Origin of the sequence: Colwellia sp. 75C3 (assembly GCF_002836255.1) — a bacterium.
Classification (GTDB): domain Bacteria; phylum Pseudomonadota; class Gammaproteobacteria; order Enterobacterales; family Alteromonadaceae; genus Colwellia.
In genome coordinates, this window is record NZ_PJAU01000049.1 from 76,771 (window position 1) to 93,577 (window position 16,807).

At 33.9% G+C, this 16,807-nt stretch carries 9 protein-coding genes; 1 reads left to right on the forward strand and 8 read right to left on the reverse strand.

The genetic code is table 11. The annotated features are described in order from the left end of the window. Positions 1–199: 199 nt before the first annotated feature. The 3 genes from CXF85_RS11355 to CXF85_RS11365 are packed head-to-tail and all read right to left on the reverse strand — an operon-like array spanning position 200 to position 4,693. Positions 200–2,224 carry a DUF262 domain-containing protein gene (locus CXF85_RS11355; RefSeq protein WP_198555597.1) on the reverse strand — a complete coding sequence of 675 codons (2,025 nt, stop codon included), beginning with the start codon at positions 2,222–2,224 and terminating at the stop codon, positions 200–202. Beyond that, entirely contained in the window at positions 2,217–3,836 is a 1,620-nt protein-coding gene (locus CXF85_RS11360) for a DUF262 domain-containing protein (RefSeq protein ID WP_232771167.1), read from the reverse strand. The genes CXF85_RS11355 and CXF85_RS11360 overlap by 8 nt, the downstream gene beginning before the upstream one ends. 56 nt (positions 3,837–3,892) lie before the next feature. Continuing rightward, positions 3,893–4,693, reverse strand: coding sequence for an ankyrin repeat domain-containing protein (locus tag CXF85_RS11365; RefSeq protein ID WP_101228652.1), 801 nt, complete (start codon positions 4,691–4,693; stop codon positions 3,893–3,895). A 721-nt stretch (positions 4,694–5,414) separates the two neighbouring features. Between CXF85_RS11365 and CXF85_RS11375 the strand changes: the two genes are divergently transcribed. Continuing rightward, positions 5,415–6,977 carry a DNA cytosine methyltransferase gene (locus tag CXF85_RS11375; protein ID WP_101228654.1) on the forward strand — a complete coding sequence of 521 codons (1,563 nt, stop codon included), beginning with the start codon at positions 5,415–5,417 and terminating at the stop codon, positions 6,975–6,977. On the opposite strand, the gene CXF85_RS11380 is transcribed toward CXF85_RS11375, so the two are convergent. The 5 genes from CXF85_RS11380 to CXF85_RS11400 are packed head-to-tail and all read right to left on the reverse strand — an operon-like array spanning position 6,974 to position 16,348. Next, positions 6,974–8,863, reverse strand: a complete 1,890-nt coding sequence (locus CXF85_RS11380; protein WP_101228655.1) for an AIPR family protein — start codon at positions 8,861–8,863, stop codon at positions 6,974–6,976. The two genes, CXF85_RS11375 and CXF85_RS11380, sit on opposite strands and share 4 nt — an antisense overlap. Continuing rightward, a complete protein-coding gene (locus CXF85_RS11385) occupies positions 8,864–9,832 on the reverse strand; it encodes a PD-(D/E)XK motif protein (protein ID WP_157829084.1) in 969 nt (322 codons plus the stop codon). It lies immediately after the preceding gene. 4 nt (positions 9,833–9,836) lie between these two features. Next, positions 9,837–13,007, reverse strand: coding sequence for a Z1 domain-containing protein (locus CXF85_RS11390; protein ID WP_101228657.1), 3,171 nt, complete (start codon positions 13,005–13,007; stop codon positions 9,837–9,839). Continuing rightward, on the reverse strand, positions 13,007–14,524 hold the full coding sequence (locus CXF85_RS11395; protein WP_232771166.1) for an ATP-binding protein: 1,518 nt from the start codon (positions 14,522–14,524) through the stop codon (positions 13,007–13,009). The genes CXF85_RS11390 and CXF85_RS11395 overlap by 1 nt, the downstream gene beginning before the upstream one ends. A 3-nt stretch (positions 14,525–14,527) precedes the next feature. Next, positions 14,528–16,348: a class I SAM-dependent methyltransferase gene (locus CXF85_RS11400; RefSeq protein ID WP_101228659.1), complete on the reverse strand. Its 1,821-nt coding sequence runs from the start codon at positions 16,346–16,348 to the stop codon at positions 14,528–14,530. Between the last annotated feature and the right edge of the window lie 459 nt (positions 16,349–16,807).

Genomic DNA, 16,807 nt, shown 5'->3' on the forward strand with positions numbered 1-16,807 from the left:
CCATGTATAAATTTTTCATTATGAGCATTAGTAATATTGTATAGTGAATGGCATAGCTTAATGTTTTAAGTGCCACTGATTATAGATGTTTTCCACCAAGGTCATCAATAATAGCCCACAACCTAACCCTAATAAGAACTAACTCAACAATACCGGCTTAATTATACGCTGGTATTGTTGAGTGAAAAACAATCTAATACTATTCAGCTTTCTCAATCATAGACTCATTAAGTACTTCTAACATTAACTCCTCATGTTCCCGCATTGTTGTATCATTCCAGCTTTCTACATCATCTCCGACCTTACTGAATATATGAGCAAGCTTTAAGGATTGGATCAAACCTTTACTGTAACTCACTACAAAAGAAGACTTTTTTTCCAGAGGATCTTTATCACTATAAGAAGAGTTTTCACTTATTGAAATCAAAGACAAGTTACCAAAATTATCGAGTTTGCCAGCTGTCACACTTCCGTTTTTTTTACTCTGCGGACTAACATGCTCAATTGAGTTCACTGCTCGCATTCTAAATGACGTTGTTTTATTCAAAACAGAAGGTTTGGCACATTGTGTGTTTTCTTCTATGGTTCGATTAAACCATAACTCCCATAAGCAATATTCCAACTTATAAAACCAATAACGATGCACATTTGTACCTAATGTAGACTTATCATCATTTTGTAATACACTCTCAATTGAGTTTCCTTTAAGGAGCTTAGTCGCGTATTGATAATCTATTCTTTCAAATACCCCTAAAAGTTGCTTGGGACTATTTTCTTTAAAGTAGCCACTCACAGTTATAGCTCTTATATCTTTAAGTACTTGAGTTAGCCAAGTAGCACGCTGTACCCCGTTCATAGGACTAAAGTGCATCATCGTCTGCAACATGCTGATTGAATTCCAAACATCGCCTGAAAACTTAATACGAGTACTGTTATCGGGATTGGCCAGACGAGAAGTGACTTCCCAGTTTGCATGCTCACTAGACTCTTCTAATTGACCTTTAATAATAAAATTATCAAGTAGTAATCTGCACTCAAATAAGCATTCAATAAACCCCTTTCTTAGTTCATTGTTACTTTTCACTAATAACTTAAACGACTCTATTAACTTTTTATCGTCAAGAGATATACCTGTATCCACACTAAGAACTTCACTATTTTTTTCAACAAATACTCTGAGTACATGCAATAAAAAAACAGGGAACGAAACAGGGCTTTTATACCTAGTTGCTTTTACGAGGTTATTTTGTTTTAACTGAGCATCTAAAAAAGTAGGTTCAAGAATGTCTTTTAACGAAACCTCAGCCTGAATTTCATCTAAGTCCGATACACTTTCTGTTAATTTTTTTTCTAAAACCTCGAATACCGACAATATCTGAGTATTATCTATTTGAGACAATCCATAGTCGAACTTGGTCTGTATAGCTCCTGGAATATAACCATCAATATCAGCACATAAATCCCATACTTTACCGTATGCTTTTAATTCTTTAGAAGATAAATTAGTTAATAAATGAGACTTAAGAATTTCATGTTTTTCAAGCTGGATACCTCTGCTATTCATGGTATCGAAAAAGCGCTCTTTATCTGATTTTGGATGTAATTGAGTAATTACGAAACTCGCTTTCTTCCAAATGTAGTCACTAAAATTATCTAATACCTCATCCTTATCAGATTCAATGCCATTAAAAAACAATGTGATGGTTTTACGGGCATTAATCATCGACTCATTGCTTAGCCAGTTATGTTCATCTTTACCGTTGCGTTCTGAATCTATAGAGAGAACAAACTCTTCTAATGCTGTGATATCAGAGTCTCTCCCTGAAAAGCTAAGACGTGGTTTTTCATAGATAGCTAAAAAATTTTTCCAGCGTTCTTTTGTTCTTAAGCCTTTAATTTTCACCAACACAGACGCTATTAGCCATAAAGTGGTTAAGCGCTGCTGACCATCAATGAGTTCAAGGCTCACTAAAGACGCATCACTTTCAATAGTTGTGACTAATGCACCAATAAAATATTCATCTGATTTTGGTGATTTATATGCATCCCAAAGGTCAAGTAACAAGCGTTCTACATGCTCTGTTTCCCACGTATACAAACGTTGATATATAGGAATTAAAAATGGTGATTTTAATGCCGGCGTTTGTGTGTTTTTTTCACTACCAACAATCAATTCAGGCGTATATTTGAACGTAGTTAGCTCATTAGGTACTAATTCAAGCATCAGCATTCTCCAGTGGTTCATTTTGCAGCGCTAGTAGCATGGTAGAGAGACTACTCGGATAAACGTTTTCTTCATCCTCCTGCCAATAAAAGCTATCAATATATTTTTTTCGCACGCCTTTAATTTCTTCTTTTGTTAATTTTTGCAGTTTAGGATCTAAGGCACGCGCTTCGACTAATCGACATATCAAAGCTAACACCTGCTTTGAAGTCGGTAACTGAAGTAAATTCGCAAATACGCCGTCATCTAATAACTTTCTTTCAATTGAGGAACGTTTAACCTGGGTTAATATAATCCGTAAACTGAAAATATATTGATCACTTAATTGCACAAATTCTGGAAAATCGTCATTTTCTCCAAACCTATCTACATAAAATAAGATTAACGCTTGCCAAGCTTGAATAAGCCGAGGGTAACCTCTGCCTTGTTGGTGTTCTTGTAAACGATGTTTGGCTAGTAAAGTACCTTGTATAGAATCATTCGATTCTTTTACTTTTTCTGACTCGCTTGGTTGCACAATATCAGCGGAAAACAATTGCTTATACAACTCGGCATATTTAGCAATAAACATAAAAAATTGTTCACCGCCAACTAAAGCTTGGCTTAATTGTAACGGTACTTCTTTTACATCATCAAGAGAATAAGATAGTTTATTAGCGCCATCCAATGTTAGCTCTGTATTAAAAGTAAAAGGGAACTTCTGTTTTTGATTTGGGTGATAGCAAATTTGCCAGTTTTGATAAAGTAAGGAATTACTTTGAGGGGCTAATTGCACGGATGACATTTTTTTTTCTGTTAGTACAGCAAACTCATCTTCAAGTTTTAGGTGGTCAACATGTTTTCCTCGCTGCCTTTGCCTTGCCCTTCCTATAAGTTGCTCTGTTAAATAATAAGCGACTCGATGACTGTAACAACTATTGAGTTTGAGATTTTCATACTCCTCCCAAATACGAGAGCAACCAATGCCAACTGATGGCTCTGATATTATGCCGCGTAAATGTCGGGCTTTTAATAAATCAAATTCAGATAACCGTTTACCTGCGCTATTCTGGCTATCAAAAAAAGCAAAAGCTTGATCTATCGAGTTTATAGTGATTACTACAAATTCGCACTTTTCAAATAGATAAGTTAAGTGCTGCTTGCTTGTAGCCCATGTTTTAGTTTTTATATGTGATTTAATCAAAGCAAAGTTTTTTGCTAATTGTTGCTGTGATTCACGATTAGTAAACGTAGCTCGTAATAAGCTTAGTTTTTTATTTAGAAGCAATTCATCACTAAACCAATTATTACTCGTGTTTAGCTCAACTAATGCCATGACTAATAAACACAAAGTAAGAGAACGCTGTTGTCCATCAACTAAGTCAAAATGCACAGCACCATCTTCATCTGAATTTTGATGGTGTACAATCACTGTACCTAAGAATAGCGGTATGGCTATATCACAAGTATTATCTTCCGCTATAATGGTCAACAAGCCATCAATATCAGTTAGCAGTTGATTTACTTGCTCATTTCTCCAACAGTAACGTCGCTGATAAGGTGGTAGTGTTAAGTTCTTTGCTAATAGTGTTTGTAAGTTAGCTTTTTCTACATTGACACCTGTATATATCATTTTATTCACTTTTAAATCCATGTAAAGTTGACCTTAATATTTGTAGCAAAGTAAACTTAACTGTTAGTTACGCTTAACTCACCTTTGTCAGATACTTCATATATATATTGTTGATTAAACAGCTTTAACGCTTCTTGTTGGATCATGACTTTTTCTAAATACTCAACAACGTCATCATTGGTACTATTTTTACTTACGTTATTACTTTCAATTGCTCGCCCTAATGCTGTCAATCCTCGTCTATCCGTTAATGCTAAATCAGCTTTAAGCTCGATTAAGTGCTTTATTATTTGAAGGTTTCCCTTCTTTGAACCAAAGCAACCAGCACCTGTCGCTGCAAACATTAAAGCAGTATTACCAGAACTATCTTGAATGTTTACTGAACGAGATAATAATTGAACAATTTTTTTATTCCATTTACCACTTCGAGTTCTAACCATTTCAATAAGTGCAGTACGACCATATTGAGATTGATTGCAAGTATTAGCGTGATAATTCTTAATCAAATGGCTACACATTTCATAATCTAAATTAACAGCAGCACGAGTTAATAATGTATCACCGTTATCATTGGTAATGTCATCAAAATTAACATATTCTCGGTTTAAAATTTGGCTAACCTTCTCAATATCACTAGTTCCAATAGCTATAAATACATTATCTGGAAAAGATTCTTTTTTGGCCTTTAATTCACCTTCACAAGATGGGCAGCATTCATCAAGACAATTAACACAGCTCAATAAAATATCCCCACACTTTAAACATTTCAGTTTTTGGGGCCAATCTTCAACATTCTGAGTAAATATGTGTTGATTACAAATATCACATGACTTTCCGTGAGCTACATTTAAACTCATAAAAACTTCCTTATTATTGTTACTTAATAAACTTTTTGTTCTTTGATAATCTATATTTGTCCATTTCAGCTAAAATAACTAATGATTAAGACACAGATATAAATTACATTTTTATTAACAAAATGTAGCATGCAAATTCCATATGTAAAACTTAAACCATTAACTTATAAGATTTAAATCAAAAAATTACGGGAATAAAAATGGCAGCTTTTGATGATGACGACCGTTCATACTTAACGTGGGTTAATAACTTTCCCCAAAGCTTTGTGGCTAATGTATTACGAGCACCAAATTCTAATTACTTTGTAATCCATAAAACTACCAGTACGGCACTAAAAAAGACTATACCGAGGATAGCTTTACCAGAAATGATTATATAAAGATTGGCACTCATAGTTACCAATAGCTACTAACGAGAGCTGAAACAAACACAATAAGAAGCAATCCAATTAAAGACTGCGGTACATGTAAACCAAAGATTAATTAACATGAACAAAAATGAAATGAATAACACCGAACACCTAGAAGTGAAAATTAATAGTGTTTAATTTGGTTTAAGCAACCCCACGAAGCAAATTACCGAACGTTTTATATACTTAAGACCTATCAATTTATTATAATCCCACATTATTCATGAAAGTAACCCTAATCAATCTTTATTTTCATAACTTTTTTTAGTAAACCCTAGTATCATAATAAAAAAATTCACTCTCTATTACTCATGAATCAACCAATAAAAATAATTGACTTATTTTCCGGACCTGGTGGTTTGGGAGAAGGCTTTACATCACTAAAAAACACTGATGGAAGCTCTCCTTTTCAAATCGGAATATCCATAGAAAAAGAGCCCAGTGCGTATCGCACACTTAAATTAAGAGCTTTCTTTAGACAATTCAATGGTGATGCCCCTAAAGAATATTACGATTTCCTCAAAGGTGAGTTGGGGAAAACACCTGAAGAGCAATTATATAAAATCCCAAAATTTTCTACGCAAGTAGCAATGGCCGAACAAGAAGCTCAAAATTTAGAGTTGGGTAAAGATAATCAAATTATCAATAAAAAAATTATCGAAGCTATCGGCGAAGAAGAGTGCATTTTAATTGGAGGACCTCCCTGTCAAGCATACTCTTTAGCTGGAAATAGAAGTAATAAAGATTATGATCCTACGTTAGACCCTAGAAACTTTCTTTATAAAGAATATTTAAAGGTTATTGCACAGTTTCAACCTGCCGTTTTTGTGATGGAAAATGTTAAAGGAATGCTTTCAGCAAAGGTAAATGGTGTATCCATTTATGAAACAATTTTTACTGATTTACATAACCCCTGTAAATCAGTAAACACAGAACCCCAAACAAACAGACAAAAGCATAACTACAAAGTTTTATCCTTAGTTGTACCCGAAAATGAAGATAAAGCGCTAAACCCAAGAGATTTTATTGTTTATAGTGAGCAGTACGGTATCCCCCAAAGACGGCATCGAGTAATTCTTTTAGGTGTTAGAGAAGACATTTATCCAAACGTAGGTAGTATTGGTCTTACTAAAAGTGAGCACCAAGCTACAGTTATGGATGTGATCTTTGATTTACCTAAATTAAGAAGTGGTTTATCAAAAATTCAAAATACCAAGGAAAATTGGGTTCATAACATTCAAAATGATGCTAAGAAAAGCATAGTATCTTTAAATGCTATTAAGCAATTAGAAATTGCCAATTCAATAAAGTCTGTAATACAAAAAATCCAAGAACCAAGTGATAAACAGGGTCAAGTATTTGCGTTAAAGAGAACCTCAGATATTGAAAATGATGAATTTAAAAATTGGTTTTATGATAAAAGTCTTGGTAAATATATTACTAACCATGAAACCAGAGGTCATTTAACTGCTGACTTACAAAGATACTTATTTTGTAGTATTTGGGGTAGCGTAAGTAAAGAATTCAACTGGGCCTCACGCAGTCCTAAATCCAAAGATTATCCTGAATATCTCATTCCGAAACACAAAAACTTTAAAAGTGGTAAATTTGCAGATAGATTCCGAGTACAACCTTGGGATATACCTGCTACCACAATTACTTGTCATATTTCAAAAGATGGACACTACTACATCCACCCAGACCCATTGCAATGCAGAAGCCTAACGGTGAGAGAAGCGGCTAGAATACAAACATTTCCAGACAATTATTTTTTCGTAGGAAATAGAACGGAACAATATGTACAAGTTGGTAATGCAGTACCTCCATTGTTAGCTAAAAAAATAGCTAACAATGTACTATCTATACTTCGTTAGATTTTCACCGAATATCGCTCTAAAGTTGATGACGTATAATCATTCGTCATCATTTCTTTGACTTCATCACAATTCCTAATGGTCTCCCAAAGTTCTGGTTTTCGGGAGTACTCATTGTAATCCTCACTTACGGAGTATTTTTTAATTAGATCATTTACAGCAACCATTAGATACTGAAGATATTCACTTAACTCCCTATCTATACCTTCGTCTTTCCAAATTTTATCTAGATTAAAATTATTACTAGAAGACATGGCATCCGTATACATATAAATAATTGATAATGAGTAAGGTATAACAGCTGCTCTTAGCTGACCAAGAGAATTTTTTCCTTGTCCATATATTTTTTCCATCCTTTTAAAGAGAATCATTTTTGAAATTAATTTTTCAAAAAACGCCCTATTAATTTCTAAGCTATCATCAGAATCAATACCAGACTCCATTAACTCGATAAAATGTCTAAAACAGGTAGTTCCACCTTTTTTAATTAGCCAAGGGTTATTTCCCCATGAATTGTAATACTTTGCTAATTCCATGTTTGTAAATCGACGTTCTTTGGGGAATTCGTCTTTTAATCGTTTCCCGTTAGACCCTGCGTGCCTAACTTTAGTTAAAAACTCACCTTTGGCTCTTTCAAAAAACCATTTACAACCGCTCGGTGTTATGATCGATTCGCTTAAGGATTTTAGCTTTCTTAATTGAGGACTTTTAGATCTAAGGTCTACATCTGTAACTTTTGATTGAGAGTTAGAATACTTACTAATATTTGAAATTAATTCATCTAAATCATTTTCTGAGACATCTTTTGCTACATTAATTTTTGCCATGACATTAACTTTACTAATGTCTAACCCTTCTTTTTGAGAAAAGTAAATAGAAGCTGTTGTTTGTCCGCCATTTACAATTTGAAAATCAGTTAATGAGTCCAAGTATAATGACTTTTTGTAAGGTCTAATTATTGCATTGGTTGCCGTAATAGTTAATCCGTTATTGTAGGCAACAAATTGCTCAGGGTTGTTTTTTATTGTTTCCTTTATTCCTTTATTCACTCCTTTAAATTGAAGGAATGACCTGACATTTTTTTCTAGTAATCTGCTGCTGTATCGTTTGTATAAATCTGAAATCACTTGGGCATTGAGAACACATAAATATGAAGAAAAGTTTTTTTCATCTGCCGCTTGTATTACCTCTATTTTTTGACTTATATCATTATTAAAATCTATTGTTAAAGGTTCCCTATTCCCCCTAGACTCAATCACATTAGCAATAAAATTTAGATCAATAACTTTTCGTAAAATCAAAATTTCTTTTTTGATAATCTCATCGTTTTTTTCAAACTTTGTTTTTAAAAGCTCATCGTCAAAGTGTATTTTCCTAGGCTGTATCGATTCCCCTCGATTTGAAACTGTAGCAGTCAATGTTAGAAGAAAAATTTCAATCACATCAAATTGGTCAATTCCTTCATTAGAATTAAGCTTTGCAATGAGTGACTTAACTACACCGTCTGAATCCTGAACTTTATTATTTAAATCCCCCTTTATAGATAGGTTTAGGAACTTTGTTACCTTTTTAAACTGTTTGCCATAATCAGCCCTAAGTGAAATGCATAAATCATCTTCACTAATAGACTCATCTATTGATTCATCATTTATAATAAATAACTGAAGCCTTTCTTTTGAATCATTAACTGTGTAGGCATTAACCTTTAAACTATCGTAGCCAGGAGAAAAGTATGAGGGTGTTACATCTTCGGAATCGACTAGTTTAGCATCAAGCATATATGGTAATAATTCAGCGAGAACAGGCTCTTGCCTGATAAATTCATCATCATCTTTAGATGCATCTAATATATCCTGCCTATACTTGAATAATTCATTCACTTCCATTTAAAACTCTCTTATTAAGACTACATAATTTGCTAAATTGGTTAAATTAAGATCATACTTTACATTACTGATACTTTGAGGAAGGTTATTTGTTGTAATTTTAGGGAAGCCTTCCTCTAAACAATCGTAGTCATGTATGTTTAATGGTTTGAAACGATAATTGTTATATTCTTGGATATTTTGGAGTGTTATACCTTTTTGAAGCAACGCTTTTAGAATAATCGAAAAGTCACCTAATCGTTCAAATATAGCTTTCTTTATCTCAAGCACCAAATCCCTTAATGAGGAGCCACTTTCCATATCCTCATCAACAGAAACAACAGTAAGAGTTAACTTCTTACCAGGTTCAACTTCTAATTGATGTTCACTAGAAAGTCGTACGGAAACCTTCTTGATATCTTTTGTTTTAACTTCGATGTGTTTATCATCATAAATAAAATCATGCCCTTGATCGTATGGACCAGTCCAACCAGATAAAACATCATTAATACTGTAACTATCACTATCTTGTATTAGTTCTTTTAAGACAATTAATTCTCCCCAAACGCCCTTTATTACATCTTTTGGCAACCTATCATTATTATCTGATGTAAAAAATAAAATCCATTGATAGAACGTTTGAATGAATACTTTTGAATATAGATCAACTTCTTTGATATCTTTTATAGAATTAAAAAGAGATATAACTAGATCATCGAATAAATTATTATATTCCTCATCAAGAAGTGTCATTATCAGGTAGTTAGTATCAGGAAATAACGTTATAGCTATCTTCTCTTTTTTAACCGCTTTAAAATTAACCCCATGATTTTTTGGTAAATTTAAAATCAAGCTATGGCATCCTGTTTCATCGATGCCAAGGTATATATCAGAAGTACAGTCACTGGTAATTCTAATCGTCTTATACCCTTTTATAGTTTTACATGTAGATATTTGTGCCCATTTATTAATCAATGACTCTGAATTCATAATGCTACTCCTGACCATCAACAGGCAGCGGAGAATCTTCATCCGAGTATTCTTCGGAGTATTCATCTTCATCAAGGTTGTAATCACCCTGTACATAGGCACCTCCAGGATCTTTTTCTATCGGCGGAAAACCTATCGCATATCCGACCAAAGGTATATTTAAGTCAATTTGTTGTTCTTTTACATATTCCATGAAATCTAAGTCTTCTTTACCTGCTTCATGATTAAATGAATAATGAGAGTCAAATAAGTAGACTATAAGAACAGCTTCATCCTCACTCATTCCTTCTCTATACACTCTTTCTGGTATTGTTTTTATTTCTTTTCTTGCTTCACTTTTCGTTAATGATGGTTTATTTTTTTGAATATCTCTTATTTTCTCTTCGTAAAATTGATTTTCAGCTCTTTTTATAGTCGCTTCGTTTAACCTAACGCTTAAATCTTTAGGTGAGGAAATTATGTTCGCATTTTTCCCTGTCATATGGAATTTATGATCTTTCAGAAAGCTTTTACGATATTCACTTTGACTTGGGCCACGTCTTATTGATAATTCAACCTCATTAATAAGATTAGTGTCTATAGGTGATAAGGTTTTTTTCCCTTGCCCATTTGGTCCTTTTGCCGAACCTGTTGTTTTGAGTACTACAGTCCAGTTAATTAACTTTTTCTTCTGATTACATAACTCAATAAATTTCACCATTGTGGTTATGTCATCAGAAGGAAAGTTATTCTCTTGATTTAATAAGGATATAATTTCAGCACCCGTAGCTTTGTATGATAGGAAACCTTTCGGTGTATCGATAGTATTCTTAAATTTAGGAGCCAATTCACTCTTAAAGTTATCCCATACTCGTCCAATTTTCGATTTTTTCACATCAAAGGTAGTCGTCATTTCCAACTGATCTTGATAAGACCACTTTACATCTACCGTATTTTTAAGAATTGAAGGCCTAGTAATTTTTAATACACCAGGGTGTTTCTTTACTCTTAAAACGAATTTTTCAGGTGAACTTCCTCTACGGGACATTTTCTTAAATTCATGCTCTAATTCTTCAATGCATTTTGTTGTTTGATTGTATTTGTTTATAGCGTCTTCTGTTGTAAATAACTTACAGCAATCAAGATATCCGGGTCGATAGCCAAACCAACGGCCCATTTGAAGTAAGGAGTCAGAATAATTAGTATTCCTTATAAAATAGTTAATTGTTAAACCTTCTAATGTGAACCCACGTGAAAGTTTGTTACCACCTACCGCAATAAATTTTTTAGCTGTTGTTTTAGGGTATTCAAGCACTTGTTTCGCGATACTATTTACCGCCTTTACTTCAATATCTTTAACTGCATCAGGCAAATACTTTTTCACTGAATCAAATACCATAGGGGTTAAAAATTCATCTGAATACTTCTGTGGTAAATAGTTACGTATCGTTTCAACTATTTTTGCATAATATTTATACCATATTTTTTCAATATCAAAATATATCGACTGAGCTGATTTAGGGTCATCATTTAAGATTGATAAACTCACTTCAGATAAATATTTTGCAATTAATGTGCTTGTTTTATTTTGCCATAAAGTGAATCTAGAAATATGAATTAGCATGGTGTGATGCTGCTGGTATAGAGCTGAATGTATCATTTCTGGCTTACGTTTTTCTCTAATAGCTATTGATAATATAAAACAAATCACAGCTTCTTTTAGTGATGCAGGGAGTTTCTTAGGAAAGTCATCATAAGCCTTACTAGCCCTAGTTTTTTTTCTATATTCAGCATAACCACTAAAGAGCATATCTTCATCAAGCTCCCCTTTTTCATCCCATTCTTTTTTATTTGCATAGTTCGCTATACCTATAGGCTCTTCAATGTCGGTTACTCGCGTAGGAAATTCAGAAATGTAGTCTTTAATAGGGCTAGATAACAGAGGGATTTTTTCTCCTTCAGCCTTATTATCAATTACAGTTAGAGTTTCAAATATTTGTTTCGCACCAATATAATTCGAAGGAGAATTTAATAGGAAAATAAAATCATCAGGAAAAATATTATCAACTTGCTGTAGGAGTTTTTTTTGTTTTTCCTTTTTTATTTTAAATTCAATCTGCCAATCTTTGGTTGGCTGAATATTTCTATCTTGAAGAACATTGGCAAACGGTGTCGCGGTATACCCTAAATAGGATTTTTTGTGGAAAAGTTGTAATAAAGCTCTTATATGTCCATTTATTTTAGAAGCATACTCATGACCTTTAGCACCTTCATTATTCAATGAAGCATTGTCAGCTTCATCATCAATAATTAAGAAAGGAATGTTATGCTTATCTTTATCTTCATCTAAATAATCATGTAACCAGACAATTAAATTTCTAAGTACACTTACATTTTTCTTACAGACAAGAATATTAGTATGATTTAATGAAAAATCAGCATCAGCAAGACTCTTCTTGAAGTCAGAATTTGCAGATGTAATAGATACTACTTGCCTAATATCTGAGTTACCAAGTTGACCAAATCTAGTTATATTACCTACACCTTTAACCCCTTTTTTACCCGAGTCCTCATCAAAACCTTCTCCAATAACATCGCTTTCTATACGTTGCTGTGTTTGGCTACGTAAATCCTCCATGATTCCCGATAAAATAATTATTAATCCGTAGCCACAATCAACAGCCCTGTTAATAACAGCATTAAAGTTACCTGTTTTACCCGATTGAACCTCTCCAACGACCAACCCTTTAATATAGAATTCGTCCATTGAAGAGGGATCTCCAAGTTTGCCAATAATCTCCTCACTTGAACGTGCTGTTTCCTCTATTATTGAATCAGAACGACCTGTTTTCTCTAACTGTCTAAAATAACGACTTGTATAATTCCATGGTATTTTTTTGCTTTTTTCAGCAGTTAGCCAAGACTTTTTATTATCCTTATTAATTGAACTACTAGGATCTATTTCTGTTGGATTAAGAGATAAGTATTCTTTCCTTGCTAAATCAAAATAACTTTTTAAAGATATATCATCTACTGTAGGTAAACCTACCATGGGAGCTATAATAGGTATGTTATTCTTAACCTTATTAAAAATAACCTCAAAGTCATCAAGCGAAAGTTCTTTGTTTTCAGATAAATTTTTAACTTCTACTTTTATCATTTTTTTTATTTGTTCGACATATTCGTGAGCGGACACTATTGACTTCCTTTTAATAATTCTAAAACGTCTTGAGGGAGGCTTTCTAAGGTATAACCAAGTTCAGGTATTACATATTGGCTAATAGTAGCGGAATTCACGCCTCTACTTTTCAAGTCCTTAATATTCATCATTAGTTCTTCCTTAGATAAACTGTCATCATCTAGGAAGTTCTGATTAGTTTGAGTCGATCTAATTTTATTAATTCGAGTATTAACCATAGATAGAAGCATATTAAATTTTGCGGTTTGATTTTTATCTAAATCTAAGAGAAGGCTCTGAACTAATTCAAAATCTCTATTAACCTCCAGAACAGGTCCTTTACTTGAGATTTTTCGTTCAAATAATTGAATATTGTTTTTTTCTTTAGTTTCTTTAAATTGTTTTATACCTTTATTAAAGAACTCTCTCTCTGCTTCAAGCTTAAGATCATCAATATAATTTTTAAAAGCGCTTTTTAATTCATGAGGAATAATTACTTGTGATTTTGCAACATTTAAATGAAGTAAATGATCTGCATTATTACCTATCTCTACTTGTAGTCGCGCTAATTGAAGTCGTGGCGCTTTCCTAATTAATCCATTCCAACCACCAAAAAGAATCAATCTATTTGCGCGGTAGATATAAATACCTTCCATATCCATCAAACTTCTTTTTTTGGTTGCCCATATTGATAACCCTTCTTTTGATTCTTTGATACTTCTCGAAGGTAAAACAAACCCTTCAATCTTAATTGAATCGTTGCCGAAGTTTCTTTTCCTGAACTCTAGTGAACGAAAATCTTTTTCTTTTGTAGGGAAAGGATTGAATGGTTCCAATAATTGATTATTTATTCTTATTTGAAGCTTATTCTTTTCCATAAAACGATGAAAAACTAAGCTTAAGTGATCTGCTATGATGTCGATTTCTTTAAAAAGCGCATTTTCTCGATTTTTTTCTTTTAAATATTGTTCAAATTTATATAGTCCTTCCCAAACAATTACAGTATTAGCATCAAAATTCTCGAAACCATTAAAACGAGAGGTACTTATCTGTTGGTACTGCTCTATTCTCTTTTCAATACTTTCAAGGGAATTAACGAGAAGATTCCATTCATTATTTTTAAGTAACTCTAAATCCCAAGTTCGAGCTGAATACTTCTCTGTTCCTCTAACGCGAGATAAAGTAGTAAATTTTCTAGTTTGAGAGAAGGAAGCTGTTTTCATTCCAAGGCCAAATCTTCCTAAATCACTATTTACCCGTTCATCATCGGGTGACTGGCTAGGAAAGCGCATACAGTTTTTTAATGCCTCCTCATTCATACCTGTTCCATTATCAGCGATAAATAATGTATAAGGAGCATTATTAGTATCTATCAATATTTCAATTTTAGAGGCATCCGCTGAAATTGAGTTATCAATTAAATCAGCTAGCGCAGCTTCAAAACTGTACCCTTGCTCAGATATTGATTTTATTAAATACTCTGGATTTGGAGTTACATCTTCATAGGTCTCGTTCTCAAGGGTTTTATCCATCATTTATTACCATTCTCTCAATTGTTGCATTTCTTTTAACCGCCCACGCTGCATTACTAATGCTTCAAACAAATCATCTATTGACAAGTTGTCTGAACTTAGTCCGGGTAATGCAATATTAGCTTCAGCGAAAAAGCGTCTTTGTTCGTTTGTCCTGTTGTTTTCAAGTAAGTCTGTTTTATTGTTTGTCACTGATTCATCAAGCCAAGCGACTTGCCACCAGTCTTGCATGCGATCTTTTGCTTCTTTTAATTTTTTCTCTGTTGGCAATCGATCACTTTTTTGATTATTCACTGTGCTATCTGTTGGTAGCAAGTTCCATAAATCGTTATTTGGCCAACGGGCAAAAGGCATGCTGTGATCAATGTCGTATTTATTTTTTAACGATTTATCCGACCATATACAGTGTATTTTCTCATTTCTGCCTAGGGAGTTCTGTAACTGCTCAAAACGCTTTCGAACTTCAGTAGTTGTGCGTTTAGGCTCTTCCCAATTTAATGCCTGGTGTAATTTAAATTGATTTTCTGGTGATTTATATTGGGCATTACCTGCATAGCCTGCCATGGTTTTTACCCATTCACTTACCAGTACAGGCTCTATCCAACAGGCATAACGATTAAACGCAAGCCATGTTGATTCAGGCAATGAAAACTCGCCCCATTGCTCAAGGTTTTGTAAATCAAGAAAGATGCTGTCTTTGGCTTTTACGGTTTTGTTAGCTACTTCAAAAATTGCTTTGTCACTATTTGGCAGTGTTATATAAGTACAAGGCATCTTTTTAATGTTTTGAACGGCTGCTGATAATGTCCGACAAAGTGCTTTAGCATCATCGCCTGTAAAGAGGTTACCAATACGATAATCTGAAGCCGTTAAGTGAGTTAACTTGTCCCACCCATTTGCTGTCATAAAACCCATATTCGAATTATTTCCCGGTCGCTGAAATAATTTATGACTATCAATTAAGTCTTTATATTGATGACACCAATATAACGCTACTAGACCTACGGGTAATATAATTCGGTCACCAAAAGGAGAAGGTTCACGCCTTAGTACTGCACCAGGATGGCCGTCGGCAATACGCAGTAAGACTCTAAGTAAGGCAAGTTTGTGGGTGGCTGATTTACCATCGTTAATTGCGACATGGCGAATAAACGGAAATGCACCTGTGCCATCGTCTGGCATTTGCAAAACAAGGGTTTGCCAAGAGACGTGTCCCCTACCGAGCTTGTCATCTTCTTTTTGAGTTTCTAGCTTGGTAAATAATCCAACATCTGTAGCGAGCTGTTTAAGCTCGTCTGCACACACAACATGCATTTTACGTGCTTTGCGTTCTTGCTCTGCTTCATCAGTACTCGCTGAATGGCGAAGTGAGATAACTAGTTTGCCGCCCGGTTTAAGTAGGTTAGCCAATTTACGCATTGAACGTGGTCGATCACTTACGGGGATATGCATCCACACAGCACTGAGTAGGATTAAATCAAAACTAACTTCTTGTTTGGTAATAGTGCTTAATGCGGGTAGTGAGTCGGTGAGCCATTTAACATTAAGCCCAGCGGTTTGACGTGCGCCAATGTCGGCAAGTATGCTTGCTGGTTCAACAGCAATCACCTGTGTTCCATTTATGTCACCATGTTTGTTTATTGCCGATTGGGCAATATATTTGGCATCGCGGCCTGAGCCTGCACCAATATCTAAAATGCGTGCGTTGGGATTTTCTATAATGGCAGGTAATAGTTGATGCCAGCTTTGATGTACCTCATCAAATGTTTTTGACAGGTATTGTTGGGCTAGAGCTTCTGCATTTTCATTATAAAATTGGGGTGACAAGCGCGTGTTCCTTTCGCATCGATACTTTTATGCTTCTATTCTGACATAAGAACAATCCACTAATTGTTATTCTTTGTCAATAAATTGCGCATTAAAATAATTAAATATCTTCATATAAATCATAGAGTAAATTTAAGAAGTGCCTTTATTGACTCTATTTATTATCAGCATCCCTCAAAATTTAAGTAGTATAAAACTTTATAATTTAGGGGGGATTACCTTTTCACTAAAGACAGCTTGGATTTTTCTAGTAATTCATCCAAAAAATCATCTAGTTCATATTAGTTTTTGTAGTGATTGTTATTACCATAGCTGTAGCAACCATATCCATTAGCTAAGAAGCTGCCTTTCGGTAGTTGTTTGGCTCCTTGGCTAAAATGATTTGACCATTTGCTTCTCCAGTGAATTATCGTTAAAAGAAAACTGTATTTTAGAAAAACCTTGTAATAGATAAATATC